Origin of the sequence: Asanoa siamensis (assembly GCF_016862555.1) — a bacterium.
Lineage (GTDB): Bacteria > Actinomycetota > Actinomycetes > Mycobacteriales > Micromonosporaceae > Asanoa > Asanoa siamensis.
Window position 1 is genome coordinate 25,851 of sequence record NZ_BONE01000011.1, and the last position, 23,319, is coordinate 49,169.

Consider the following 23,319-nt stretch of genomic DNA (forward strand, 5'->3'; position numbering starts at 1 on the left):
GCGCTCGTGCGGCCGGAGCCGGAGCGCGGCGGACCAGGGTCGGCGGGGGCGGTCACGGCAGGTGACCCGGCCAGGCGCCGGCGGTCTGCTGCGGTGGCTGCGGTGGCGGCGGCGCCGCCTGCTGCCGGGGCGCCACCGACGGCAGCGGCACGGCGGTCATCAGCCGCGCGACGATGTGGTCAGCCGGCACGTCGTCGGCCAGCGCGTCGTAGCTGAGCACCAGCCGGTGGCGCAGGATGTCGGGCGCGATGTCCTGGACGTCCTGCGGCAGCACGTAGTCCCGGCCGCGGAGCAGGGCCAGCGCCCGGGCCGCCCGGACGATGCCGAGCGAGGCGCGCGGGCTCGCGCCGTATTGAATGAGCTGGGCGACGTCCGGCACCCCCGAGTCGGCCGGGTTGCGGGTGGCGAGCACCAGCCGGACCGTGTAGTCGACCAGCGCGTTGTGCACGAACACGCCGTCGGCCTTGGCCTGCAGCATGACGAGGTCGGCCGGGCTGAACACGACGGCCGGCTCGGGCGGCTTGACGCCCATCCGGTAGACGATCTCGCGCTCCTCGGCGTCGGTCGGGTAGCCGACCAGGATCTTCATCAGGAACCGGTCGCGCTGGGCCTCGGGCAGGGGGTAGACGCCCTCCTGCTCGATCGGGTTCTGGGTGGCCATGACCAGGAACGGGTTGGGGACCCGGTGGGTCTCGCCGCCGATCGACACCTGCTGCTCGGACATCACCTCGAGCAGCGCCGACTGGACCTTGGCCGGCGCCCGGTTGATCTCGTCGGCGAGCAGGAAGTTGACGAACACCGGCCCGAGCTCGACGTCGAACTTCTCGCTCGACTGGCGGTAGATCCGGGTGCCGACCAGGTCGGCGGGAACCAGGTCGGGGGTGAACTGGATCCGGGAGAAGGTGCCGCCGACGACGGTGGCCAGCGTCTCGACGGCGAGCGTCTTGGCCACACCGGGCACGCCCTCCAGCAGGCAGTGACCGCGGGCCAGCAGCGCGACGAACATCCGCTCGACCATCCGGTCCTGGCCGACGATCACCCGCTTGACCTCGAACAGGGCCCGTTCCAGCAGCGTCGCGTCCTGGGCGGGGGTCGTCGTGGCCGGCGGGTCACCGGGCTGCCCACCGGTCGGCATGACCGGCCCCGCGCCGTTGGCGGCGTCGGGTCGCGGAGCGTCGGGTGCGGTCGGCTGGGCCACGGGTCCTCCACAGTCGCGTGAATCGGCGTACCTCATTCTGGTAGCCGAACCTGGGAACGCGCTCAGTTTGTCGGTGCGGCGCCGGGCGCGCCGCAACAAAGCCTTGCATGCCGCGCCGCGCGCCGTGTGGGCAGAACCGGATTCCGCTGTCCGCGACGCTCCGGGAGACACCGGTAGACAAAGAGGGGAACGTCACGTGTACGATTCCTCCACGCCGGGCGACTTCCCCCGTGGTCGCCCGGCGCTCATCTCTTTCGTAGACTTCGCCCGGTGGATGCCGAGCTCGAGCCCGTGTGCTCCGCCAAGGGCTGCCGGCGGGAAGCCGCCTACGAGATCCGGTGGAACAACCCGAAGATCCATCCGCCCGAGCGGCGGAAGGTCTGGCTCGCCTGTGCGGAGCACCGCGAGAGTCTCGCCGACTTCCTCGACCGACGCGGCTTCCTTCGCGAGGTGGCGCCCTTCCGGTGATCCCCTACCCTCATAGGGGTGGATATCGCCGCTGCCGGGCCGACCAGCCCTCTCGAGCCCTGGCCCGACACCGTCGACTGGCAGCCCGTCTCGCGCGACCTCATCTGGGTCGAGCTGATCCGCTGGGGCATGGGCGCCGCGGCCATGTTGATCCCGCTGGGCATCCTCTGGGGCATCTTCGGGGTGTGGCCGCTCGGCCTCGCCTTCGTCGTCGTACTCGTGCTGATGCTCTGGCGGTTCTGGTCGATCTTCCGGGCCGTGCGCGCCTGGGGGTACGCCGAGCGCGACCACGACCTGCTGGTCCGGCACGGCCTGGTGGTCCGCCGGCTGTCGATCGTCCCGTACGCCCGGATGCAGTTCGTCGACGTCAGCGCCGGTCCGCTGGAGCGCGCGTTCAACCTGGCCACCGTCCAGTTGCACACCGCCGCGGCGGCCAGCGACGCGCGGGTGCCCGGGTTGCGCCCGACCGAGGCGTCCCGGCTGCGTGACCGGCTGACCGCGCTCGGCGAAGACCGGGCCGAGGGGCTGTAGCGGTGGAGGTCATCGGCGAAGAGCCCCGGCGCCGGCTCCACCCGCTGAGCCCGTTGCTGCACGGCGCCAAGGCGCTCGTGGTGATCGTCGTGGCGCTCTCCTGGCAGACGCTGCGCGAGGTCGGCCTCGGGTTCTTCGCGCTCATGGTGCTGGTCGTGGTGATCGGCGCGGTGATCATGTCGGTGGTGAGCTGGTACAACACCGGTTACCACGTCGTCGGGCACGAGCTTCGGGTGTACGAAGGCCTGCTGTGGCGGCGCACCCGGGCGATCCCGCTCGAGCGACTGCAGTCCGTGGAGGTCGTCCGCCCGCTGCTGGCGCAGGTCACCGGGCTCGCCGAGCTCCGCCTCGAGGTGGTCGGCGGCGGCAAGACCGAGGCGCCGCTGGCCTATCTGTCGGTGGCCGACGCGACCGTGCTGCGCGACCGGCTGCTGGCCATCGCGCGCGGGGTGTCCGACGTCGTCCCCGCCGAGGGAGCCGCGCCGGTGGTGGGGCCGTCGCGCGTACCCGGTGATGGCCCTGTGCTGCTCGCCGTGCGTAACCGGGACCTGGTGATCAGCCAGCTCCTCACGCCGCAGGCCCTGTTCCTGCCGATCGGTGTCGCGTTCGTGGTGGTGCAGTTCGCGTTCGACCCCTCGTGGTCGTTCATCGGCGTCGCGAGCACGCTGACCGCGATCGCCGGTGTGCTGCTGCAGCCGGTGCGGCGGGTGCTCAGCGACTGGAACTTCCGGCTCCGGCACGGCGACCGGGCGCTGCGGCTGCGGTTCGGGCTGCTCGAGACGCGGTCACAGACGGTGCCGGTCGACCGGGTGCAGGGCGTGACCGCGACCTGGCCGCTGCTCTGGCGCGGGCACCGCTGGCTGCGGCTGACCCTCGACGTGGCCGGGGTGGCCGGCCAGGACACCAGCGGTGGGGGCAACGAGACCGACCGCCTGCTGCCGGTGGGTACGGCCGACGAGGCGGAGCGGGTCGCCGGCATCGTGCTGCCCGGGGTGCGACTGGACGCGCTCGCGTTCGTGCCGCCACCGCCGCGGACCCGGTGGTTCCATCCGCTGGCCCAGCCCCGGCTCGGCGTGACGCTGACCGACCGGATCGTGGCGACCCGCGACGGACTGTTGACCCGGACCGTGCTGATGGTCCCGTATGCCCGGATCCAGAGCGTACGCGTGGTCCAGGGGCCGCTGCAGCGGCTGCTCGGGGTCGCCACCGTCTACGCCGACACGGCGCGCGGGCGGTCGGCGGCGCTGCGGGACCGCGACCTGGCCGAGGCGTGGCGGCTCGCCGACGACCTGGCCCGGCTCGGCCGGGCGGCACGGGCGGCCGCGCCCGACCGCGGCGGCGCGGTGGTCGTGCCGGCGCAGACCGTCGACCCGGCGGCGCCGCCGTTGCCCCAGCCCTCGGGCTGAGCAGCGCATCCATGGTTGTCCACAGGTTGGCGGGGCTCGTAGCCTGAGCGTGGCGGAGCGCCTACGCTGTGGGTCATGGAGCAGCAAGCGGACGCGCCCTTCGCACCGGGCCTGAGCTCGCGGGTGGAGCTGACCGTGACCGACTCCGACACCGCGCAGGCGGTCGGCTCCGGCGACGTGCCGGTGCTGGCCACGCCGCGGGTGCTGGCGTTGGTCGAGGCCGCGACCGTCGCCGCCACGGCGACCCGCATGCCCGCCGGCATGACGACGGTCGGCACCCGGGTCGAGCTCGACCACAAGCTACCCACGGCCATCGGCCGCACGGTCTACGCGGTGGCCCAGCTGGCCAAGGTGGACGGTCGCAAGCTCCTCTTCGAGGTGACGGTCAGCGACGGCCCGGGCAGCGACTCCGCCGTGGTGGCCGAGGGCCGGGTCGAGCGGATGCTGCTCGACCGCCACCGCTTCGTCGAGCGGGCCGTCGGCGAGTCATGAGCTCCGCCGCACCGGCGTTCATCGAGATCGCCGACCGGGTCTTCGTGCTGCGCTACCCGGTGTTCGACGTCAACGTGACGCTGGTGGTCGGCGACGAGGCGGCCGTCCTGGTCGACACGCTGTCGACCGCCGGCCAGGGTGCCGAGCTGGCCGCGGCGGCCCGGCGGGTGACCGGCGCGCCCTGGGCGATCGTCAACACCCACCACCATTTCGACCACGCGTTCGGCAACGCGGCGGTGGCGCTCCAGGGGCCGCCGCGCAGCGAGCCGTTCGCCACCTTCGCCGACCCCGACGCGCCGGCGCCGCCGGAGACGCGGGTCTGGGCCCACGAAGAGGCCGCGCGTCTGCTCGGCCACGAGGAGACGGCCCGCCGGGTCGCCTGGGAGGCGGTCCGCGAGTCGCGGCCGGAGCTGGCCGACGAGGTGGCGGGCACGGCGCTGCTACCGCCCAACGAGCTGGTGCTCACCGACGCGGCCCTCGACCTGGGCGGCCGGGTGGTCACGCTGGCACACTACGGCCGCGGCCACACGGCGGGCGACCTGGTCGTGCACGTCCCCGACGCCGACGTGGTGGTGGCCGGCGACCTGGTGGAAGAGAGCGGCCCACCGGACTTCGGCGACTCCTACCCCCTGGAGTGGCCGGCCACGGTGGCGGCCCTGCTCCGCCTGACCACACCGGCGACGGTCGTGGTCCCGGGCCACGGGGCACCGGTGGGCCAGGGCTTCGTCACGGGCCAGCACGAGGAGCTGACGGAGCTGGAGTGGCTGATCCGCAACGGCCACGCGGAACGCGCGGACATCGAGGCCTTGACCAGACGAGCGCCGTTCGGCGCGGCGGCGCACGCGGCGATCAAACGCGCCTACGCGACCCTCGACGGGTCCTGACCCCACGTGACCCCGCTGACGGAGGCGGTCGGTCTCTTCGCGACCAGGGAGGCCGGCTGGGACCCGGCGGAACTCTCCGCCGAGCTGTCGCGCACGGGGTGGTCCGTCTTCCGGGAGGTCCCCACCCCGTACCCGTCCTGGCTGGCGAAGGACGGGCTGCGCCTCGCGATCCTCGCGGGATACGAAGGGCTCGGCCGGGTGGCCGTCCAGGTGGCGATCAAGGAATGGGCGGGCGACTGGTCGGCTCCCGAGTCGTCCTCCGAATACGTGCGCGCGGTCCTGTCGGGTTATCCGGCGCAGATCGACGAAGCGCGGCGGGTGGGCCGCGACCTGATCGCCGCCCTTTCCGCGCATCATGTCGTGGAGCCGGCGGCGTACGCGCGCGCGGACGAGACCTTCGCGTTCGTGTTCGCGGAGTCCTGGCGGATCGGGCGGGCGCTCCTGATCCTCGGGGTCGAGCACCTCGATCCCGATGACACACCGATCGAGCTGAACCTGTACGTCCGGCCGGCCTGAGGCGCCCGGCGACCGCACGGCCGCCGGGCACCCACCGTGTCACGAACCGACGCAGCTGACCGTCGGCAGTGTGTTGGTGCCGCCATGGCTCGCGAGGAAGCCGAAGGTCGTCGTGCCCTCCGGCGCTACGGAGCCGTTCCAACTCACGTTGCGGACGGTCACGTTCGTACCCGAGACCGTCGACGAGCCGTTCCAGACCTGCGATATGGACTGGCCGGACGGCCAGGCCCACGACGCTGTCCAGCCGCCGTACGTCCGGCTGCTGTGGTTCATGATCGTGACCTCGCCCTGGAATCCGCCGCTCCAGCTCCCGATGATCCGGTAGACCGCCATGCAGTCACCGCCCGGGCCGGTGGTGGGTCCCGTGGTCGGCCCGGTCGTGGGGCCGGTGGTCGGGCCCGTCGTCGGACCCGTGGTCGGGCCCGTCGTGGGGCCGCCGCCGTTCGGGCCGACGCCCGTCACCTGGCCGTTGCCGCCGTCGAAGACGACGTCGGAGCAGCCGAAGAAGTTCTCGTTGCTGTCGGACCGGACCCAGCGCGAGTAGATCAGATGCCGCCCGCTCTTGCCCGACGGCAGGTTGCCGCTGAAGTAGTAGTGCCCCTCGTTGGTGCCGACCCCACCGCTCTGCGGCGGGTTGGTCACCGTGAGGAACGGCGACGACTCCAGGTCGTTCCAGGCCAGCGGCCGGGTCGGGCTCCAGCTGTCCTTGGTGACGTAGAAATAGAACGTACCCGGGTGGTGGGCCCAGTTGCTGTACTTGAAGTCGAACCGCGCCCCGGACGTCAGGTGGGTGAGCGGCCAGTCGTTGCGGGCGAGGTTGTAGGCGGCGAAGGTCGGGTTGCCGCCGCTGCACAGCTCACCGTCGTTGACGAAGCCGACGGTGCGGCCCGCGGCGTCCGAACGGAGGACGCTGAACCAGTTGTAGAGCGGGTTCGTGCCGCCCTGCTGGACCGCGGCGGTGCAGGCGGGGTTGTTGGGCCGGATGTCGCCCTGCGGCGACAGCCCGTCCTTCCAGCACAGGAAGGTACGGCTGCCCGGTGCCATCGGCGTGCCGTGGCCCTGCGCGGGCAGTTGGCTGACGACCGACACGAGTCCGGCGGCGAGCACGGCGGCGGCGCCGAGCACCGCCGCCCTGCGGATGAGTCTCACGGGTTGGCTCCTCGGGGAGTCGGCGCGCACGGGCGCGCCGTTGTCGACTCGGGGAGCGCGGGCTCGCGGGCATGCCGCAGCACGCGCATGACCCACCAGTGGTGGGCGGCGCCACCCGCGTGTGCATTGCCCGGCATGGATATGTGACCACGACATGGTGCGCGGCGGCAAGAGCCGCGCTGACAAGATGCACACCATGGGTTATGCGGTGGTCCTCGGCGAGGCGTTGATCGACCTGCTCGACGGCGAGTGCGCCGGCGAACGGGTGTTCCGGCAGGCGATCGGCGGCGCGCCGTTCAACGTCTCGGTCGGCGTGGCCCGGCTCGGCGGCGAGGTGTCGTTCGCGGGGTCGGTCGGCGACGACGCGCTCGGCTCCCGGATCGTGGACTTCCTGACCGAGGCCGGCGTGGGCGGCCGCGCCCTCGTCCGGGTGCCGGTGCCGACCACGCTCGCCGTAGCCACCTTCACCGGCGCCGACCCCGAGTTCCGCTTCTACGGCTCGCCACCGTCGTACGCGCTGCTCCGCGACGTCCCACGCGACCTGGTGGCCGGCGCGGCGGTCGTCTACTGCGGGTCGATCGTGCTGCTGCACCCCGAGTTCCTCGCGGCCGCGCGCACGGTCTGGGCGGCGACCACCGGCCTGCGGGTGTTCGACCCCAACGTGCGCCCGACGCTGCTGCCGACCCCCGCCGACGTCGACGGCCTGCGTACCGTGGTCGAGGAGTTCGCCGCGACCGCCGACCTCGTGAAGCTCAGCCACGCGGACGCCGCCGTGCTCTATCCCGGCTTGTCGCTGTCGTCGGTGGCCGGCGACCTGCTCTCGCTCGGCGCGGGCGCGGTCGTGGTCACCCGCGGCCCGGCCGGGGCGCTGGTCGCGGTCGGTGACGACCGGGTCGAGCTGCCGGCCCCGGTGGTCGAGGCGATCGACGCGACCGGCGCGGGCGACTCGGTGATGGCGGCGCTGATCGCCGGCCTGCTCGCCACCGGGCGTCCGGCCACAGTGGACGTCTGGTCACGCCACGTGTCGTACGCGTTGCGGGTTGCCGGGCTCGTCTGCGAGCGACCCGGGGGAGCGGTGGCCATGCCGACCCGGGCGGAGGTGGCGGCGCGCTACGGTTCGGACGCATGAGCCAGTCGTACTTCTCCGACCCGGGCCGGCACGCCGCCCTCCTCGACGACCTGCCCGCCGACCCGACGGTCTTCCCCGGCGGGCCCGGCCCTGACTGGCGCCGCGTCGCCGATCTGCTCGACGCCGACCAGGAGCGCTGGCCCGGCCGGCCGCTGTCGGAGCCGCGCCCGCGCCCGGTGGGCGCTTCGAGCAGGGCCACCGCGCTGCTCTCCGTCGCCGCCCTGCGCCGCGGCGGGGTTCCGGCCCGCTGCCGGATCGGCTTCACCAGGGGGTACGCGCCGGCGGTGGTCGTCACCCGACCCGGCGGGTCGGAGTCCTTCGGGCCGGACGGTTTCGTGCTCGCCGGCGAGGTGTGGCTGGCCTGGCGCGACGGCACGCTCGACGCGACCCGGTTCGGCGGCGCCGCCGCGGTGCGGGACGCGGTGCTGCGCGACCTCGCGTACGCCAATCGCGACGAACTGCCCTTGTCCGAGACCTGGGGCCCGATGGGCCCGGACCTGGTCGGCGACCTCGACTTGGTCGACGACCTGGCGGCCCTGCTGGTGGCGGCGTTCCTCCGCGACGACGTGGCCGAGCGGGAACTGGCCGAGCGCTACGCCAGCGACCACCGCGTCCGCCCGCCGCGCGACCTCGCGCCGGTGGCCTAGCGAGCCGGCGGGGGCCGAACGGGCGACGCGCGTGCCGCGGGGTGTCGGCGACAATCCTCCGATGTCCGTTCTCTGCCGGCTCGGCTGGCATCGCTGGAAACCGGCCGGCGACCGCGTCGTCTGCCCACGGTGCCGGGCGGCGGCGATCGCCCGCCGGCCGGTCCAGATGCGCGTCGTGCTCTGGCTGCTCGCCGGCATCGTCGTCGTCTCGCTGGCCCGGGCGGTGGCGGCGCTGACGGTCCGGCCGGGCGTGCGGCGGGCCGCGGCCGGCGACCTGATGCGGGACACGCTGGGCCGGACCGCGGTCTTCGACACCCAGGACGTCGTCACGTACGGCGTGGTCGCGGGACTCGCGCTCGCCGCCGTGCTGCTGGCGGTGCTGCTCGCCCTGCGCGGTCCGGTGAGCGGGGCCCGCTGGGCGACGCTCGGCGTGCTCTGCGTGGCGCTGCTCGGCCAGGTGCTCTACATCAGCACCGACCTGGCCGGCACACCGGTGCGGCTGGGCGTCGTGCCGGGCTGGTATCCGCTCACCCAGCAGCTCATCGAAGTGGTCCTCCTGCTGGCGTCGGCCGCCGCGCTGACGCTGCTGCTGCACGGATCGGTCCGGGAGTATTTCGAGGAGGGCGTGACCGACGCGGACGCGGGCCCGGACGGGTTCGACCGCGCACTCGACGCGGTCCGGCGCCGGCGGGCGGCGCAAGGATGACCGGCCGGGAACGCGGGGCCGCCGCGCGGCGTACCGGCGACGGTCTTTCGTCATGACGCTCGTCTGCCGGCTCGGCTGGCACCGCTGGGTCCGCGACGCCGGCCAGGTCCGCTGCTCGCGCTGCCGCCTGGTCGCGCTCACGGCACGGCCGGTCCAGGTGCGGATCCTGTGGTGGCTGCTGGTCGCCGCCGTCGCGGTGTCGCTGACCCGGGCCGTGCTCGCGCTCGACGTGCGCCCGGCGGTCGAGGCGCTGGCCTCGGGCGGATCGACGAACGAGACGATCCGCGACGCCCAATCAATGATCAACTACAGCTTGTACGCGGGTCTGGCCCTGGCCGCCGCGCTCGCCTTCCTGCTGGTCGCGCTGCGCGGCCCCCTGACCTGGGCGCGCTGGACGACGGTCGCCGTCCTCGGCACGGCCCTGGTGGGCCAACTGGTGAACGGCGCGCTCGACCGCTCGGTCCGCCCGCTGCTGCAGGGCATCGTGCCGGAGTGGTTCCCGTTCACGCAGGACTGCCTGGAGTTGGCCCTGCTGGCGCTCACGGCGGCCGTGGTGTTCCTCTTCCTGCGCCCGGCGAGCAGGGAGTACTTCGACGACGGCCTGGGCGACCTCGACGTCCGCGAGGAGGACGACCTCGACCGGGCGCAGCGGGCCGTCCGGCGCCGCCGAACTTCGAGCTGACCCGCGCGCCACCTCCGCCCGCCGTCGATGGTCTAAGCAGATGACGACGGCGATGGATGGAGGTGGCAGGTGGACGGGGAAGCCGACCTGCGGGCGATCTATCTGGCGTCGGCGGGCCGCCTCGTCGCCGTGCTCTACGGCCTCACCGGCGACTTCGCCGAGGCCGAGGACGCGGTGCACGAGGCGTTCGCCCGCGCGTTGAGCCGGCCGGGCCAGCTGCGCCGGGTCGACAGCCCGGAGGCGTGGCTGCGCACGGTCGCGATGAACATCGCCCGGACCCGGTGCCGCCGGCGGCTGCTGCTGGAGCGGATCATCCATTCCGGACGGTTGCGGCGGCCGGAGAGCACGCCGCCGATCTCGGCCGACCGGGTGGCCCTGGCCGAGGCCATGCAGGCGGTGCCGCGGCCGGTCCGGGAATGCCTGGTGCTGCACTACATCGCCGACCTCACCATCGCCGACGTGGCCGCGGCGCAGCAGTGCAGCGTGGAGGCCGTCAAGTCGCGCCTGCTGCGCGGCCGGCGCGCACTGGCGACCCTGCTCGAGGACAAGGAGGGGACCCGTGCCTGACCTCGACTTCGCCGGTCTCGCGGAGGAGGCCCGGCAGGCGTTCACGCCCCGCTTCGACGAGGTGCTCCGGCGGTCCCGCCGCCGGCGGCGCTGGCTCTCCGGGCTGGTGGCACTCGCGGTCGCGGCGGGCGGGGGAGGCCTCGCCGTGGGCCTGGCGGGCGGCGGCGACACGGCGCCGCCCGACGGGGCGGGTTGGGGCGGTCATCCGCTGGACGCTCCGGCTGTCGGCGACCGGGACCGCCTCTACCAGCTGACCCGGACCTGCGAACCCGGCCGATGCACCGACCACGTCGCGGTCTCCGACGACCTCGGCACGAGCTGGTCACGCCGGGCGGCGCCGGGGCCCGCCGACACGCAGCACCGGCGCATCCTGCTCGCGACCGGCTCGACGGCCGTCGTGGCGGCCTACGGTCCGGAGGGCGCGGAAGCGACCTATTGGACCACCGCCGACGCGGGGGTGACGTGGCGGCAGGCCGGCGCCTCGGCGGGGGCGCCCGACGCGTCCGATCTCCCCGTGTTCGCCGAGGATTCCCGGGTGGTCGCCCTGTCGCCGACAACCGGCCGACTCGCCGCCGCGCCGGCTCCGTTGCCCCTCGTCCATGCGGCTTTCCCCATCTATGACGGCGGCGGTTGGTGGTTCTTCGGTGCCACCGGAGACGAGACCGTTCCGGGAAGCGACCCGCCGGCCACGCGCCCCACCCGCCTGGCACTCGCCGTGAGCCGGGACGCCGGACGGTCGTGGGACGTTCGCGCCCTGCCGGGCGACGACGGCTTGGTCGACGTCACAACCGCGGACGGCGTGCTGGTCTACGCCCTCTATGCCGCGCAGCGGGGTGTCCAGGTGTACGCCAGCCACGACGGTGGTGTCACCTGGAGCGCGGGGGCGGTCGTGCCGGTCGAGGACCCCCAGGGCGGAGACCTGCTCGCCACGCGGGGCGGGACGTTGTGGCTGTCGACCACCGCCGGCGTGGTCAGGAGCGCGGACCAGGGCCGGAGCTTCGCACCCGCCGCCCTCGAAGCGACCCAGCTCCTTCGCTTCCACACCTGGTCCGGCGCGTACGTCGCCTCGGTCGAATCCGGCGAGCTGGCCGAGAGCTGGCTCTCGACGGACGGCGAGAGGTGGGCCAGGCTGCCCGGCTGACGGTCAGAGCGGCCCCTCCGGCGTGCTGCCGAGCGCGGGCGTCATGCCCGCCGTGAGCTTGTCGATCTCGGCCAGGTCGTCGGCGCTGAGCGCCAGGTCGGCCGCCTGCGCGGCGGCCTCGATGTTGCGGGCGTGCCGGGCCCCGACGATCGCGACGTCCACCCCGTCCTGGGCCAGCACCCAGGCGACCGCGAGCTGCGCGACCGTCATCGAGCGGCCGGCCGCGAACGCCGCCAGGTTGTCGACGATCTCCAGGTTGTGGATGAAGTCGTCGCCGGTGAAGGCGCTCGAGCGGGCCCGCCAGTCGTCAGGGTCGAAGCGGGTCGACGCGGTCATCGCGCCCGTCAGCAGGCCGCTGCCGAGTGGGCTGTAGGCGAGGACGCCGATGTCGAGGCGCCGCGCGTACGGCAGGATCTCGTCCTGGATCTTCCGCTGGAACAGGTGCAGCGGCGACTGCAGCGTCTCCACCGGCCGGACCGCCTCGAACGCGGTCAGGTCGGCGACGTCGTAGTTGGACACCCCGACATGCCGGATCTTGCCCGCGTCGACGAGCTCCTGCAGCGCGGTCGCGGTCTCCTCGGCCGGCGTGTCCGGGTCCGGCCAGTGCACCTGGTAGAGGTCGATGTAGTCGACGCCCAGCGCCCGCAGGCTCGACTCGACACCCTTGCGCAGGTACGCCGGCCGGGCGTCACGGGTCCGCTCGCCCTCCGGGTCGATGCCGCCCTTCGTCGCCAGCACGATCGACGCGCGGTCGCTGCGGAGCTGGTCCCGCAGGGCGCGGCCGAGCAGCTCCTCCGACGTGCCGTACCCGTACCCCTGTGCGGTGTCGAAGAGATTGATGCCCAGCTCGTACGCCCGCCGGATCGTGGCGACGACGCCCGAGTCGTCGAAGCTGCCCCAGTCGCCGCCGAGCTGCCACGTGCCGAACGCGATCCGGGACACCGCCAGGCCGGAGCGCCCGAGTTCCGTCATCCGCATTCGTCCAGCCCACACCCGTACGCGCGGGCGCACCGGTCGTTCCGCCCGAATGAGAAGCAGATCACCCGCCAACGCGGCGTCCGATCGGCGCCAGATTTCGGGGCCGCGCCCGGCCAGGCTGGTCGTCATGGACAAGGTTCTCGACGGCAAGGTTCTCGATGGCAAGGTCGCCCTGGTCACGGGCGGCGGACGAGGGATCGGCGCGGCGGTCGCGGCGCGCCTGGCACGGGAGGGTGCGGCCGTGGTGCTGACCTTCCAGCGTGACGAGGCGCGCGCGGCGGGCGTCGTCGCGGAGATCACGGGTGCGGGCGGTCGGGCGGCCGCGGTACGCGTCGACAGCGCGGACGCGGTCGCGCTGGTCGCCGCGGTCGACGAGGCCGCGGCGCGGATGGGGCGGTTGGACATCCTGGTCAACAACGCCGGCGCGTTCCTGCTCGGCCCGTTCGGCGAGCTCGGGCGGGCGGAGTTCGACGAGACGGTGGCGGTCAACGTGCGGGCGCCGTTCCTGGCCGCGCAGGCCGCGGTCCGGCACATGGCGGCCGGCGGGCGGATCATCAACATCGGCAGCAACGTGGCGGAGCGCGCGGTCTTTCCGGGCTTCGCGCTGTACGCGATGAGCAAGACCGCCATGATCGGGCTGACCAAGGCGCTCGGGCGTGAGCTGGGCCCGCGGGCGATCACGGTCAACCTGGTGAACCCCGGGCCGACGGACACGGAGCTCAACCCGGCCGACGGGCCGAATGCCGCGGTTGTCAACGGGTTCACGGCGCTCGGGCACTATGCCGAGCCGGCGGACGTGGCGGCGGCGGTGGCGTTCCTGGCCGGGCCTGGCGGCCGGTACATCACGGGCGCCACGGTCAATGTGGACGGTGGCTTCACCATCTGATTCGCGTACGGCGGCCCGCTCCTGGCTCCTCCGGCCGGGGGCGGGCTTTGTCGTGTAAAAGATTCTCGACATGAAGTAAAAGATGCGCTACTTTCGTGGTGTCAAAGATTCCTTACATGTCGAGGAGTGGGGTCATGACCCTGGAGCAGAGACGGGCCTGGATCAGACTGGTGGTCGCCGTTCTCGGCTATGCCGTCTATCTCGTCGTGGTGCTGGGCCGGGCGGCCGGCGAGCCACTGGCCTCGGTCTCCTACGGCGGCCCGCTGCTCTGGACCGTCGGCGGGGCGATCGCGGCCGCCATCCTGGCCGAGATCGCGTTCGCGGTCGCCAACCCCCGCGCCTCGCAGCTCAAGGACGACCGCGACCGGGAGATCGGCCGCCTCGGCGACCAGGCCGGCCACCCGTTCGTCGTGATCGGCGCCGTCGCCGCCATGCTGATGGCGATCGTCGACTGGGCGCCGTTCTGGATCGCCAACGTGATCTACCTGTGCTTCGTGCTCTCCGCGGTCGTCGGCGGCATCGCCAAGGTCGTCGTCTACCGCGGCAGCGTGCCCGAATGGTGAAGCCGACCCGCGTCACCAACCGCATCCGCGCGCTGCGGTTCGCGCACGACGAGATGACCCAGGCCGACCTCGCCGACCGGATCGGCGTGACCAGGCAGACCCTCATCGCCATCGAGCAGGGGCGTTATTCGCCGTCGCTGGAGATGGCCTTCCGCATCGCCCGCGTGTTCAAGGTGCCGCTCGACGACGTCTTCCAATACCCCGAGGAGACCTGATGAAGGCGATCGCCCAGTCCGGGTACGGCCCGGCCTCCGTGCTCTCGCTGCGGTCCGTGCCGGAGCCGACGATCCGCCCGTCCGAGGTGCTGGTCGCGGTTCGGGCGGCGGGCGTCGATCCGGGTGTGTGGATCAACATGACCGGTCAGCCGTACGCGGCGCGGGTCGCTTTTGGTCTGACCAAACCCAAGGTCGCGGTGCGCGGCCGGGCGCTGGCCGGCGTCGTTTCCGCGGTGGGTTCGGCCGTCCGGGGTTTCGCGCCCGGCGACGAGGTGTACGGCACGACCGGCAGCGGCAGCTTCGCGGAATTCGCCGCCGTGCCGTCGGCGCGGCTCGCCCGAAAGCCGAATGGTCTGACCTTTTCCCAAGCGGCCGCGGTGCCGATATCCGCCGTCACGGCGCTCGTTTCGGTCCGCGACGGCGCAAAGGTCCGGCCGGGCCAGCGGGTGATGGTGATCGGCGCCGCCGGGGGCATCGGCGCGTACGCGGTGCAGTTGGCGAAGGCGGCCGGCGCGACTGTGACGGGTGTCTGCTCGACCGGCAAGGTGGCGCTGGTCCGCTCGCTCGGCGCGGCGGAGGTCATCGACTACACGGCGGAGGAGGTGGACCGCGACGGCCCGGTACACGATGTCGTCATCGACACGGCGGGCTGCCGGGCGCTGTCACTGCTCCGCAGGGCAACGACACCGCGGGGCACGGTGCTCCTGGCGGGCGGCGGGCATGATGCGGGCGGGTTGCTCGGGGGCTACACGCGCCAGTTGCGGGCACCGTTCGTGTCGCTGTTCAGCAGCCAACGCGTCACGGGGGTGGCGGCTGGGGAGCGCGCCGAGTATTTGGAGGCGCTGACGCCGCTGCTCGAGGACGGCACGATCCGCCCGGTGATCGACAGGGTCTATCCACTGGCGGAGGCACCGGACGCGATCCGCTACCTCGCCGAGGGCCACCCCGCGGGCAAGGTCGTCGTGACGATCTAGGTCAAGCTGGCGCCGGCGGCGCGCGCCCGGGGATGCTGGCGCGGCGGCCGCGCCCCACGCGGGACGTCACAGCGATCCGCGACGGTGTGGAGCCCGCTTGGCTGGGCTGGCTTTGCTCAGGCTTCGAAGTTCCGGACAACCAGGGTTGCGTGCCCGTGGAGAGCTGCGCGGTGCTCCGCCGGTACAGGTCGGACCGCCACCGGTCGGCCAGGCCGTCGTGCACGGACGGTGGCGGTCGGCCAGGCCGTGGTGCATGAGCGGCCGCCGGTGGTCACGCCGTGGTGCATGAGCGGCCGCCGGTGGTCACGCCGTGGTGCATGAGCGGCCGCCGGCGCGGCCGGCATTGCGGCGAGCCGCAGTGTGGCGGCGGTCCAGAACGCCGCCTGTGTCTCCCCGACCCGGGTTGGCGCGCTGCTTCGTCACGGCTCAGCTCGGGGCTTCGAACTCCCAGAGGATGAGGGCAGGTGTGCCGTGGAAGGCCGCGCGTTGCGCCGCCGGGGCGATCGGGTGCAGCGACCATGGCCAGCCCTCCCACGGGCCTGGGTCGAGGTCGTCGCGTAGGCCCGTGGGTGCCTCCCCGATGGTCATCTTCGGCTCGATGCAGCGCCGTACCGTCAGGCCCAGGGGTAGGGCGGCGTCCAGGTAGTCGGCGGCGCGGTGGCGGTAGGCCGGTAGGAAGCCCCGCTCGCCGTTCGCGAGCACGACGCGGGGCACCGAACCCAGCGCCACGAGTTCCTGGTGGACGTCGGAGACGATCAGGCGGCCGCCGGGTCGCAGGACGCGGGCGAACTCGCCGAAGACCGGCTTCAGGTCGGCGACGTGGGTCAGGGCCAGGGTGCAGAGCACCAGGTCGGCGGAGTCGTCGTCGAGCGGCAGTGCGTGGAGGTCACCGTGCGTGAACTCCGCTGCCGGCACCCGGGTGCGGGCCCTGGCCAGCATGTCGGGGGAGCTGTCGACGCCGATCACCCGGTGGCCGAGCGCGGTGAGCCGTTCGCTGTGCCGCCCGGTGCCGCAGGCGGCGTCGACAGCGACACCGGCGGGCAGCGGGTCGACGATCTCCCGGAGGATCGCCTCCTCCATCGGGAAGAGCCCGTTGCCCGGCTCGTCGTAGGTCGCGGACCAGACCTCGTACCCGCGCACGGTGTCCGTGCGGACCCCGCTCACCGGCTCGGTGTCGAGCGCCGGATCGTCCAGCAGCCGGCGGATCTCGGCGATCCGGTCGGAGGCGAACTCGGCGTCGTGGTCCTCCGTGAACGCCCGCAGCAGGGCAACGCCTTCGAGGCCGAGGAGGTAGCCGAGCGGACGCTGGTAGAGCATGCGCTGACCGTATCGGCGGGCTCCGGATGATCACCATCGATTAATGTCGTACCCCCGTGATGCACTTCTGACCATGGAGAACTCGCGCTTCCTCGACTGCCTCGCCGCCGATTTCGCCCGGCTCCGGGCGGTCGCCCAGCTCGATCCGGCCGGCGCGGTGCCGACCTGTCCGGGCTGGACGGTCGCCGACCTGACCCGCCACGTCGGCGAGGTCTACCTCCACAAGACCATGGCCATTCGCGACGGTGTCGAGCCCGAGCAGTGGCCGCCGGCCGAGCTGGCCGCCGAGGAGCCGCTATCCCTGCTCGACCGGGCCTACGCCGAGCTACGCGGCGAGCTGACGACACGCGACCCGGCGGAGCGGGCGGGCTCCTGGTACGCGCCGGATCCCACGGTCGGTTTCTGGATCCGCCGGATGGCGCAGGAGACCGTGATCCACCGCGTCGACGCCGAGCTCGGGGCGGGCCAGCCGGTCGCGCCGATCCCCGCCGACCTCGCCGTCGACGGGGTCGACGAGCTGCTGAAGGTGTTCGTCGCCTACTGCGTGGGCGAGTGGACCAGCTCGTTCAAGGAGGTGCTCGACGGGTCGCCGGGGCGCACGTTCGCACTCCGCACCGACGGGGCGGCCTGGACGGTCCGCACGGCACCGGGCACGTTCACGGTCGACGACGGCGACGCGCGGGCGGTCGACGTGACGATCAGCGGTCCGCCGGCTGCGTTGTTGCGCTGGGTGTGGCACCGGCAGCCCGGCGCCGAGGTGACGGTAACGGGGGCGGCGGAGGCGCTCGACGAGCTACACGGCTGCATCACCATCGCCACCCAGTAGGGCCGATCCGGGAACCGGGAGGGAGGTGACCAGGTCCAACGAAGATGACGAACAGCCTGCGCCGCCTCGTGGCGGGCGGCCCCTGCGTGGTCCTGCTGGCCGGGTTGCTGGTGGCCTGCGTCGCGGAGCCGCCTGGGGACCGGCGGGGCGCGGCGGCCGGGCCTGGTGACTCGCCGGCGCCCAGCGGCTCGCCCGCGCCTGGCTCGTCCGACCAAGGTTCGTCCGGGCCTGGCTCGTCCGGATCGGGCTCGTCCGGATCGGGCTCGTCCGGATCGGGCTCGTCCGGATCGGGCTCGTCCGGATCGGGCTCGTCCGGGCCGGGCTCGTCCGGGCCGGGCGGCGCGTCGGACCCCGGCTCGCTCGACCTGCACCGGTCAGGCGACCTCGGCTTTTACGCGTCGTTCAACATGGACGGTCCCGACTGGGCCGAACACTTCGGCACCCTCGACGAGGGCGCACGCGCCTCGACGGTCGTGGTGGTCGCCAAGGCGGTCGACGTGGTCGTGACGCGGATGTTCCAGGGCGAGGTCGCGGAGGACCGCTTCCCGATGATCGGCGTGGTCCTCCAGCCGACGGACGTCGTGGCGGGCGCACTACCGCCGGGGTTCAGCGACCGGCTCACGGTCGAGTTCGTCGGCAGCGGCGCAACCGACGACGAACAGATCGCCACACTCCGCCGGCGCTTGCCGGCGCAGCAGGGCCTCTGGTTCCTCCGCCGCAAGGGCGACCCGGCACCAGGCGCCTCCCCGGTGCCGGTGGCACCGCGGGAACGCGACTACTTCCGCACGATCTCGCCACAGGGCCTGTTCGTCCAAGGCAACGACCGTGTCGAAACACCACTCACCAGGGAGGGCGATGGCGAAATGGCCGCGGAGGGCCGCACCTACCGCCGCCTCAGCCAACTGGTCGCGCTGGTCCGCGGCATCAGATAGGGCCCGGTCCCAACCGGCGCGGGATTCGCGGAGTCGCCGTCGTCGCGCCGCTGCGGGGCCGGTTTCGGGCAGTGTTCGCGCGGCGCGGACCAGTGCGTGGGCGCTGTCATCTCGGCGCTGCGGCGTCGGTTGCGGCGGCGGCGTGTCCGTGACGGGGGCCGGGACCGGCGCGACGCTGCCGTCGTGTCGGCGGTGCGGCGTCAGGTCAGGGCGGCGTCCGCGGTCAGTGCGGAAAGGGGTAGGCAGCTGCGGTCGAGTCGAGGCGAGCCGCTAGATGAGCGGGGCGTTGCAGGCCGCGACCAGAGCACCCCGGCACGCCGCCGCCAGTGGGCGTAGGGCGGCGTCGCGCGCCTGCGCCTCGAAGCCGTTGACCGCGCCGCCCGGGGCGACCTCGTCGGCCAGCGCCAGCACCCGGTCGAGCACGTTCGCGCGGGCGAACAAGCGCCGCGCCCGCGGCTCGAAGCCCGGCGGCAGCTCGTTGGCGCTGTCCGGCTTGCGGATCGCGGCCAGCGCACCCGCCAGTTCCGGGCGCCACTGGGCGATGTCGAGCCGGGCCAGGGTGTTCGTCGCCTCCGCGAGCAGCAGGTTCAACTCGCCCTCCGCCTCCGAGACCGTGAGCGGCACCGGGGTCGGGGCGTCAACAGGCAGGGGGAAGCACCGCCACAGCACCGTCTCGAACGTCATGCCCGAGCCTGAGGTGTGCGAGCGGACCTCCGGGATCAGACCCAGCGAGCCCGCGATCACCGCCTCGCCCGCGACCAGCGCCGCGCCCGTGAACTCGCCCGGGCCCGGCAGGCCGCGCGGGTCGCCGGGCACCGGCAGCACCAGGCGGATCTGGTCGGGCGTCAGCTTCGAGAACGCGGTCAGGCCCTCGCGCAGCGGCACGTCCATCCAGGTGCCGGGCGCGTCGGCGACGAGATGCTCCTCGCCGAGCGACACCTCGTCGGCGACCTCGTCGTAGGGCACCAGGCCGGCACGCCACGAACGTACCCAGGCCACGAGCCGGCTCGACCGGCGCGTCGCGAGGGTGGTGGCACCCGCTGCGGTGGACATGCAGGAAAGGGTACGTGCTGTGCGCGCCGCTGTCTCGATCGTGCGACCACCGGTACCCGCGAGGAATACCACACCGGGCCGACCTGGACAGGTGGTTCGGAACAGGCGAAGACGGCGCGTCGGGCGCGGGCGGTGACGCGTGGGCGGCTAACGTCCGGACGCATGTATGGGGAGGACGTGCTCGCGGGGGACTGGCGGCGCCGCAAGGTGACGCCCGAGGTGGACGCCGAGCCCGACCTGGTCGTCGAGGACGCCGACTCCGGCTTCTGCGGCGCCGTGGTCGGCTTCGAGATGGGCGCCGTCGTGCTCGAGGACAGATTCGGCAAGCGCCGCAACTTTCCGCTGCTGCCGGCCGCGTTCCTGCTCGACGGCCGGCCGGTGACGCTGCGCAAGCCGAGCCGGTCGGCGCCCGCACAGAACCAGCACCAGCGGACCCGTACCGCCAGCGGTTCGACAGCCGTCCAGGGCGTGACCGCCCGCGTCGCCCGGGCCAGCCGGATCTGGGTCGAGGGCATCCACGACGCCGCCCTGGTCGAGCGGATCTGGGGCGACGACCTCCGGATCGAGGGCGTCGTGGTCGAGCCGCTGGACGGCATCGACGCGCTGCGCGAGGAGGTCGCCGCGTTCGGCCCCGGCCCCGGTGCCCGGCTCGGCGTGCTCGTCGACCACCTTGTCCCGGGCTCGAAGGAGAGCCGCATCGTCGCCACGGTGACCTCGCCGCACGTGCTGGTCACCGGCCACCCGTACGTCGACATCTGGCAGGCCGTCAAGCCCGCCGCGGTCGGGATCAGGGAATGGCCCGTGGTGCCACCGGGACGCCCGTGGAAGGAGGGCATCTGCGCGGCCCTCGGCGTCGCCGAACCGGCCGACATGTGGCGCCGCATCCTCGGCACGGTCCGCTCCTACAAGGACGTCGAGACCCCGCTGATCAACTCGATGGAACGCCTGATCGACTTCGTGACGGCCGCCGACGGCGGCTGACGACGGCGGCTAGACCCCGAGCCGGTCCGGGTGCCGCGTGAAGATGAAGGTCGCGATCTCCAGGGCGACCGGCACCCCGTGCTCGTCGCGCCGGACCGTCAGCACCTCGCCGTCGTTGGGCCCGCCACGCCCGCGCCAGCGGTCGAGCCCCTCGGTCGCGAACCGGGTCGGCTTCGGCGCCCCGACCTTGAGCTGCCGCAGCACCAGCTCGCCGGACGCGTCGTCCCAGCCCAGGTCGTACTCGATGCCCATCCACCACCAACGGCCCGTCAGCGGTGCCAGCGGCGGCGGGGGCGCGCCGGCCGGGCGCCACGGTGCGGGCGCTTCCGGCTCGCGGTCGAGCACGTCGGTCAGCACCTCGCGGCCGAGCTGCCCGATCGAGCCTTCCCGGAAGCTGTACGCGTTGGCGAAGCCGACCACCCCGGTGCGCGACGGCCGGTGCACGGCGAGACAGGCGACGTAGCCGGGCATCGAGCCGCCGTGGCCCACGTAGACCCGCTCGCCGACGCGGTACAGCTCCAGCCCCAGCCCGTGCCCCGACGTCCAGGCCTCCAGGTCGCTGATCACCACCGGCGCGCACATCTCGGCCAGCGTGTCGGGCGCGAGCACCTCCGGGCGCGGCGCCGCGAGGAACGCCGCCCAGTGCGCGAGATCGGCCACTGTGGACCAGAGCTGACCGGCGGGCGCCATCGCACCGGTGTCGGTCCGCGGTTCCTCACGCAGGGTTCCGGACCACGGGTGTACGACATAGCCGCGGGCGAACGGCTCCACCGGGTGGTAGGTCGTGGCGCGCATACCCAGCGGGTCGAACAGCCGCTTGTTCAGCAGCGTCGTCCAGTCCTCACCGGTCACCCGGCGCAGCACGGCGCCGAGCAGCCCGTACGCCAGATTGGAGTAGTGGTAGGTGCGGTGCGGCGGGAACGCCACCTTGTCGGGGGTGAGGCCCGCGAGCAGCGCGTCGATGTCGTCGCCCTCGTGCCGCTCCCACCACGAGCCCTCCGGCTCCCGCTGCAGGCCCGCGGCGTGCCCGAGCAACTGGCGCAGCGTGACCCCGCCGACGGGGGTGCCGGGCAGGTGCCGGTAGAGCAGGTCGTCGAGCGCCAACCGGCCCTCGTCGCGCAGTTGCAGCACCAGCACGGCCGTCATCGTCTTCGAGATCGACCCGATCCGGTAGCGCGTCTCGGGGCCGGGGCGCGGGTCGCCGGCCGCCGCCGGCGCGCCCGCGATCGCCACGTGCGCCAACTCGCCGTCGCGGACGACGCCCAGCGAGATCGCCGGGACCCGGCCGGCCGCCTGGGCGCGGGCGACGGCGGTGTCGACCGAGCGGGCGGTCTCGGGCAGCAAGGACGTCATCTCGGCTGGCTCCCTCGGGGCTGGCGGGCGGCGGTTCCGGAGGGTCAACGGCTCCTATGGACCCGACGTTACCGTCGTGCGACCCTTGCACAGTCGCAATGGGTGCGCCGCCGTGACACGATCGATGTGTGGATGTCGTTCTCTGGGTCGTTCTGGGAGTCGTGCTCGCGGTGGCGGAGATGTTCACCGCGACCCTTTTCCTGTTGATGATCTCGGTGGGCGCGCTCGCGGCGGGCGCCGCGGCGGCGTTGGGCGCACCCGCGATCGTGCAGGCGATTGTTTTCGCCGCCGTGTCGGGCCTGACCGTGTTCGCGGTGCGCCCGATCATCCAGCGGCACCGGCTTTCGGCCCTGGAGACCAACTCCGCGCCGATCGGGCTGGAAGCCTTCGAGGGTTCGAGCGCACTGGTGCTCGAACAGGTCGACGCCGACCAGGGCGTTGTCAAGATCGACGGAGAGACGTGGCGGGCCCGCGCGTACGACAGTCATCAGGTCTTCAAACCCGGTGAGCGGGTACGCGTCATCGAGGTCAAGGGCGCGACCGCCATGGTGTGGCGGGACGATGCGACAGACGGGGACAACACCGGAGAAAAGGTGAACTAGGGATGGACATTGCCATTTGGGTCGTGATCGCGGCGGTCGTACTCGTCGCGGTGATCACGATCGCACGCTCGGTGCGGATCGTGCCGCAGCAGCGGATGGACGTCGTCGAGCGTCTGGGCAAATACAAGCGGACCCTGTCGCCGGGCCTCAACCTCCTGGTGCCCTTCATCGACGCGGTACGCACCAAGGTCGACATGCGGGAGCAGGTGGTCAGCTTCCCGCCCCAGCCGGTGATCACGTCCGACAACCTGGTCGTCTCCATCGACACCGTGCTCTACTTCCGGGTCGTCGACCCGGTCCGGGCCACCTACGAGATCGCCAACTTCCTGCAGGCCATCGAGCAGCTCACCGTGACCACGCTGCGGAACGTGATCGGCTCGCTCGACCTGGAGAAGGCGCTGACGAGCCGCGAGGAGATCAACCGGCACCTGTCCGGTGTGCTCGACGAGACCACCGGCCGGTGGGGCATCAAGGTCACCCGTGTCGAGATCAAGGCGATCGAGCCGCCGCCGAGCATCCGCGACTCCATGGAGAAGCAGATGCGCGCCGAGCGTGACCGGCGCGCCGCGATCCTCAACGCCGAGGGCCACAAGCAGGCCCAGATCCTCACGGCCGAGGGTGAGAAGCAGGCGGCGGTGCTGCGGGCCGACGGTGACCGGCAGTCGCGGATCCTCCAGGCCGAGGGTCAGGCGAAGGCCATCCGCACGGTGTTCGACGCGATCCACACGGCCAACCCGAGCCAGAAGGTGCTGGCGTACCAGTACCTGCAGGCGCTGCCGCAGATCGCCAACGGCTCCGCCAACAAGGTCTGGATCGTGCCGACCGAGCTGACCAAGGCCCTGGAGGGCATGGGCGGCGCGCTGGGCGGGCTGGCCAACATGGTCGGTGACCAGCCGACCCAGGCGGTCGACTCCGGCGCCGTCGAGCGCGAGGCCGACGAGGCGGCGAAGGCCGCCGCGGAGGCGGCGGCTGAGGTCAATCACGAGGTACGCGCGGCGGAGGAGCAGGTCTCCTCGTCGAGCGGGCCGGGCCTGCCGCGGGAGACGCCGGGCATCACCGCCGGCGAGCCGGTGCCACCGTCCACCGTGCTCGGCGAGGAGCGCCCGCCCGAGCGCGCCTGACC

At 73.0% G+C, this 23,319-nt stretch carries 27 protein-coding genes; 21 read left to right on the forward strand and 6 right to left on the reverse strand.

The annotated features are described in order from the left end of the window. Positions 1–52: 52 nt before the first annotated feature. Positions 53–1,198 carry an AAA family ATPase gene (locus Asi02nite_RS09395; RefSeq protein WP_373312205.1) on the reverse strand — a complete coding sequence of 382 codons (1,146 nt, stop codon included), beginning with the start codon at positions 1,196–1,198 and terminating at the stop codon, positions 53–55. A 270-nt stretch (positions 1,199–1,468) separates the two neighbouring features. On the opposite strand from Asi02nite_RS09395, the gene Asi02nite_RS09400 reads away from it, so the two are divergent. From Asi02nite_RS09400 to Asi02nite_RS09425, 6 genes are all read left to right on the forward strand, one after another. Then, entirely contained in the window at positions 1,469–1,666 is a 198-nt protein-coding gene (locus tag Asi02nite_RS09400; protein ID WP_203711801.1) for an acetone carboxylase, read from the forward strand. 18 nt (positions 1,667–1,684) lie between these two features. Next, a complete protein-coding gene (locus tag Asi02nite_RS09405; RefSeq protein WP_239126595.1) occupies positions 1,685–2,197 on the forward strand; it encodes a PH domain-containing protein in 513 nt (170 codons plus the stop codon). Positions 2,198–2,199: 2 nt separating this feature from the next. Next, positions 2,200–3,603 carry a PH domain-containing protein gene (locus Asi02nite_RS09410; RefSeq protein ID WP_203711802.1) on the forward strand — a complete coding sequence of 468 codons (1,404 nt, stop codon included), beginning with the start codon at positions 2,200–2,202 and terminating at the stop codon, positions 3,601–3,603. 75 nt (positions 3,604–3,678) lie between these two features. Further along, positions 3,679–4,095 (forward strand): thioesterase family protein, encoded by a 417-nt coding sequence (locus Asi02nite_RS09415; protein WP_203711803.1) that lies wholly within the window; start codon positions 3,679–3,681, stop codon positions 4,093–4,095. Beyond that, the gene (locus Asi02nite_RS09420; protein WP_203711804.1) at positions 4,092–4,979 is read left to right on the forward strand and encodes an MBL fold metallo-hydrolase; all 888 of its coding nucleotides are present in this window, start codon (positions 4,092–4,094) and stop codon (positions 4,977–4,979) included. Before Asi02nite_RS09415 ends, Asi02nite_RS09420 begins: the two co-directional genes overlap by 4 nt. A gap of 6 nt (positions 4,980–4,985) precedes the next feature. Then, positions 4,986–5,495 (forward strand): hypothetical protein, encoded by a 510-nt coding sequence (locus Asi02nite_RS09425; protein WP_203711805.1) that lies wholly within the window; start codon positions 4,986–4,988, stop codon positions 5,493–5,495. A gap of 39 nt (positions 5,496–5,534) precedes the next feature. On the opposite strand, the gene Asi02nite_RS09430 is transcribed toward Asi02nite_RS09425, so the two are convergent. Then, complete coding sequence (locus tag Asi02nite_RS09430; RefSeq protein ID WP_239126596.1) at positions 5,535–6,644, reverse strand: lytic polysaccharide monooxygenase auxiliary activity family 9 protein; 1,110 nt, start codon at positions 6,642–6,644, stop codon at positions 5,535–5,537. Between the two features lie 196 nt (positions 6,645–6,840). Here Asi02nite_RS09430 and Asi02nite_RS09435 point away from each other — a divergent pair, with 196 nt between their 5' ends. The 6 genes from Asi02nite_RS09435 (at position 6,841) to Asi02nite_RS09460 (ending at position 11,516) form a co-directional block, all read left to right on the forward strand. Beyond that, positions 6,841–7,773, forward strand: coding sequence for a carbohydrate kinase family protein (locus Asi02nite_RS09435; protein WP_203711806.1), 933 nt, complete (start codon positions 6,841–6,843; stop codon positions 7,771–7,773). After that, positions 7,770–8,420, forward strand: a complete 651-nt coding sequence (locus Asi02nite_RS09440; protein ID WP_203711807.1) for a hypothetical protein — start codon at positions 7,770–7,772, stop codon at positions 8,418–8,420. The genes Asi02nite_RS09435 and Asi02nite_RS09440 overlap by 4 nt, the downstream gene beginning before the upstream one ends. A 61-nt stretch (positions 8,421–8,481) precedes the next feature. Next, positions 8,482–9,126, forward strand: a complete 645-nt coding sequence (locus Asi02nite_RS09445; protein ID WP_203711808.1) for a hypothetical protein — start codon at positions 8,482–8,484, stop codon at positions 9,124–9,126. Positions 9,127–9,178: 52 nt separating this feature from the next. Further along, positions 9,179–9,808: a hypothetical protein gene (locus Asi02nite_RS09450; protein ID WP_203711809.1), complete on the forward strand. Its 630-nt coding sequence runs from the start codon at positions 9,179–9,181 to the stop codon at positions 9,806–9,808. Between the two features lie 69 nt (positions 9,809–9,877). Next, the gene (locus Asi02nite_RS09455; protein ID WP_203711810.1) at positions 9,878–10,375 is read left to right on the forward strand and encodes an RNA polymerase sigma factor; all 498 of its coding nucleotides are present in this window, start codon (positions 9,878–9,880) and stop codon (positions 10,373–10,375) included. Continuing rightward, positions 10,368–11,516, forward strand: a complete 1,149-nt coding sequence (locus Asi02nite_RS09460) for a sialidase family protein (RefSeq protein WP_203711811.1) — start codon at positions 10,368–10,370, stop codon at positions 11,514–11,516. The genes Asi02nite_RS09455 and Asi02nite_RS09460 overlap by 8 nt, the downstream gene beginning before the upstream one ends. 3 nt (positions 11,517–11,519) lie before the next feature. Here Asi02nite_RS09460 and Asi02nite_RS09465 read toward each other — a convergent pair whose 3' ends face one another. After that, positions 11,520–12,488 (reverse strand): aldo/keto reductase, encoded by a 969-nt coding sequence (locus Asi02nite_RS09465; protein WP_239126597.1) that lies wholly within the window; start codon positions 12,486–12,488, stop codon positions 11,520–11,522. A gap of 133 nt (positions 12,489–12,621) precedes the next feature. On the opposite strand from Asi02nite_RS09465, the gene Asi02nite_RS09470 reads away from it, so the two are divergent. From Asi02nite_RS09470 to Asi02nite_RS09485, 4 genes are all read left to right on the forward strand, one after another. Beyond that, the gene (locus Asi02nite_RS09470) at positions 12,622–13,380 is read left to right on the forward strand and encodes an SDR family NAD(P)-dependent oxidoreductase (RefSeq protein WP_203711813.1); all 759 of its coding nucleotides are present in this window, start codon (positions 12,622–12,624) and stop codon (positions 13,378–13,380) included. Positions 13,381–13,514: 134 nt separating this feature from the next. Then, a complete protein-coding gene (locus Asi02nite_RS09475) occupies positions 13,515–13,943 on the forward strand; it encodes a hypothetical protein (protein WP_203711815.1) in 429 nt (142 codons plus the stop codon). Continuing rightward, complete coding sequence (locus tag Asi02nite_RS09480) at positions 13,937–14,158, forward strand: helix-turn-helix transcriptional regulator (RefSeq protein ID WP_203711816.1); 222 nt, start codon at positions 13,937–13,939, stop codon at positions 14,156–14,158. The genes Asi02nite_RS09475 and Asi02nite_RS09480 overlap by 7 nt, the downstream gene beginning before the upstream one ends. After that, positions 14,158–15,132, forward strand: coding sequence for an NAD(P)-dependent alcohol dehydrogenase (locus Asi02nite_RS09485; RefSeq protein ID WP_203711817.1), 975 nt, complete (start codon positions 14,158–14,160; stop codon positions 15,130–15,132). Before Asi02nite_RS09480 ends, Asi02nite_RS09485 begins: the two co-directional genes overlap by 1 nt. 426 nt (positions 15,133–15,558) lie before the next feature. On the opposite strand, the gene Asi02nite_RS09490 is transcribed toward Asi02nite_RS09485, so the two are convergent. Further along, positions 15,559–16,449 (reverse strand): class I SAM-dependent methyltransferase, encoded by an 891-nt coding sequence (locus tag Asi02nite_RS09490; protein ID WP_203711818.1) that lies wholly within the window; start codon positions 16,447–16,449, stop codon positions 15,559–15,561. 73 nt (positions 16,450–16,522) lie between these two features. Between Asi02nite_RS09490 and Asi02nite_RS09495 the strand changes: the two genes are divergently transcribed. After that, positions 16,523–17,275 (forward strand): maleylpyruvate isomerase family mycothiol-dependent enzyme, encoded by a 753-nt coding sequence (locus Asi02nite_RS09495; protein ID WP_203711819.1) that lies wholly within the window; start codon positions 16,523–16,525, stop codon positions 17,273–17,275. A gap of 44 nt (positions 17,276–17,319) precedes the next feature. Next, on the forward strand, positions 17,320–18,207 hold the full coding sequence (locus Asi02nite_RS09500; RefSeq protein WP_203711820.1) for a hypothetical protein: 888 nt from the start codon (positions 17,320–17,322) through the stop codon (positions 18,205–18,207). 270 nt (positions 18,208–18,477) lie between these two features. Here the strand turns inward: Asi02nite_RS09500 and Asi02nite_RS09505 are convergent, their stop codons facing one another. Further along, positions 18,478–19,260: an Rv1486c family protein gene (locus tag Asi02nite_RS09505; RefSeq protein ID WP_203711821.1), complete on the reverse strand. Its 783-nt coding sequence runs from the start codon at positions 19,258–19,260 to the stop codon at positions 18,478–18,480. A gap of 162 nt (positions 19,261–19,422) precedes the next feature. On the opposite strand from Asi02nite_RS09505, the gene Asi02nite_RS09510 reads away from it, so the two are divergent. Then, complete coding sequence (locus Asi02nite_RS09510; RefSeq protein WP_203711823.1) at positions 19,423–20,241, forward strand: DUF3097 domain-containing protein; 819 nt, start codon at positions 19,423–19,425, stop codon at positions 20,239–20,241. 9 nt (positions 20,242–20,250) lie between these two features. On the opposite strand, the gene Asi02nite_RS09515 is transcribed toward Asi02nite_RS09510, so the two are convergent. Then, positions 20,251–21,594, reverse strand: a complete 1,344-nt coding sequence (locus Asi02nite_RS09515; protein WP_203711824.1) for a serine hydrolase domain-containing protein — start codon at positions 21,592–21,594, stop codon at positions 20,251–20,253. Positions 21,595–21,722: 128 nt separating this feature from the next. On the opposite strand from Asi02nite_RS09515, the gene Asi02nite_RS09520 reads away from it, so the two are divergent. Beyond that, entirely contained in the window at positions 21,723–22,196 is a 474-nt protein-coding gene (locus Asi02nite_RS09520) for an NfeD family protein (protein WP_203711826.1), read from the forward strand. Between the two features lie 2 nt (positions 22,197–22,198). Further along, positions 22,199–23,317 (forward strand): SPFH domain-containing protein, encoded by a 1,119-nt coding sequence (locus Asi02nite_RS09525; protein WP_203711827.1) that lies wholly within the window; start codon positions 22,199–22,201, stop codon positions 23,315–23,317. Positions 23,318–23,319 lie beyond the last annotated feature (2 nt).

What these genes read in the sequence shown, in the direction of transcription:
- Asi02nite_RS09470 (WP_203711813.1), top strand. Translation starts at nt 12,622, where the DNA reads ATGGACAAGGTTCTCGACGGCAAGGTTCTCGATGGCAAGGTCGCCCTG.
- Asi02nite_RS09490 (WP_203711818.1), bottom strand. Translation starts at nt 16,449, where the DNA reads ATGCTCTACCAGCGTCCGCTCGGCTACCTCCTCGGCCTCGAAGGCGTT.
- Asi02nite_RS09440 (WP_203711807.1), top strand. Translation starts at nt 7,770, where the DNA reads ATGAGCCAGTCGTACTTCTCCGACCCGGGCCGGCACGCCGCCCTCCTC.
- Asi02nite_RS09465 (WP_239126597.1), bottom strand. Translation starts at nt 12,488, where the DNA reads ATGACGGAACTCGGGCGCTCCGGCCTGGCGGTGTCCCGGATCGCGTTC.
- Asi02nite_RS09450 (WP_203711809.1), top strand. Translation starts at nt 9,179, where the DNA reads ATGACGCTCGTCTGCCGGCTCGGCTGGCACCGCTGGGTCCGCGACGCC.
- Asi02nite_RS09480 (WP_203711816.1), top strand. Translation starts at nt 13,937, where the DNA reads ATGGTGAAGCCGACCCGCGTCACCAACCGCATCCGCGCGCTGCGGTTC.
- Asi02nite_RS09420 (WP_203711804.1), top strand. Translation starts at nt 4,092, where the DNA reads ATGAGCTCCGCCGCACCGGCGTTCATCGAGATCGCCGACCGGGTCTTC.
- Asi02nite_RS09435 (WP_203711806.1), top strand. Translation starts at nt 6,841, where the DNA reads ATGGGTTATGCGGTGGTCCTCGGCGAGGCGTTGATCGACCTGCTCGAC.
- Asi02nite_RS09505 (WP_203711821.1), bottom strand. Translation starts at nt 19,260, where the DNA reads ATGTCCACCGCAGCGGGTGCCACCACCCTCGCGACGCGCCGGTCGAGC.
- Asi02nite_RS09525 (WP_203711827.1), top strand. Translation starts at nt 22,199, where the DNA reads ATGGACATTGCCATTTGGGTCGTGATCGCGGCGGTCGTACTCGTCGCG.
- Asi02nite_RS09515 (WP_203711824.1), bottom strand. Translation starts at nt 21,594, where the DNA reads ATGACGTCCTTGCTGCCCGAGACCGCCCGCTCGGTCGACACCGCCGTC.
- Asi02nite_RS09415 (WP_203711803.1), top strand. Translation starts at nt 3,679, where the DNA reads ATGGAGCAGCAAGCGGACGCGCCCTTCGCACCGGGCCTGAGCTCGCGG.
- Asi02nite_RS09475 (WP_203711815.1), top strand. Translation starts at nt 13,515, where the DNA reads ATGACCCTGGAGCAGAGACGGGCCTGGATCAGACTGGTGGTCGCCGTT.
- Asi02nite_RS09445 (WP_203711808.1), top strand. Translation starts at nt 8,482, where the DNA reads ATGTCCGTTCTCTGCCGGCTCGGCTGGCATCGCTGGAAACCGGCCGGC.
- Asi02nite_RS09510 (WP_203711823.1), top strand. Translation starts at nt 19,423, where the DNA reads ATGTATGGGGAGGACGTGCTCGCGGGGGACTGGCGGCGCCGCAAGGTG.
- Asi02nite_RS09500 (WP_203711820.1), top strand. Translation starts at nt 17,320, where the DNA reads ATGACGAACAGCCTGCGCCGCCTCGTGGCGGGCGGCCCCTGCGTGGTC.
- Asi02nite_RS09485 (WP_203711817.1), top strand. Translation starts at nt 14,158, where the DNA reads ATGAAGGCGATCGCCCAGTCCGGGTACGGCCCGGCCTCCGTGCTCTCG.
- Asi02nite_RS09495 (WP_203711819.1), top strand. Translation starts at nt 16,523, where the DNA reads ATGGAGAACTCGCGCTTCCTCGACTGCCTCGCCGCCGATTTCGCCCGG.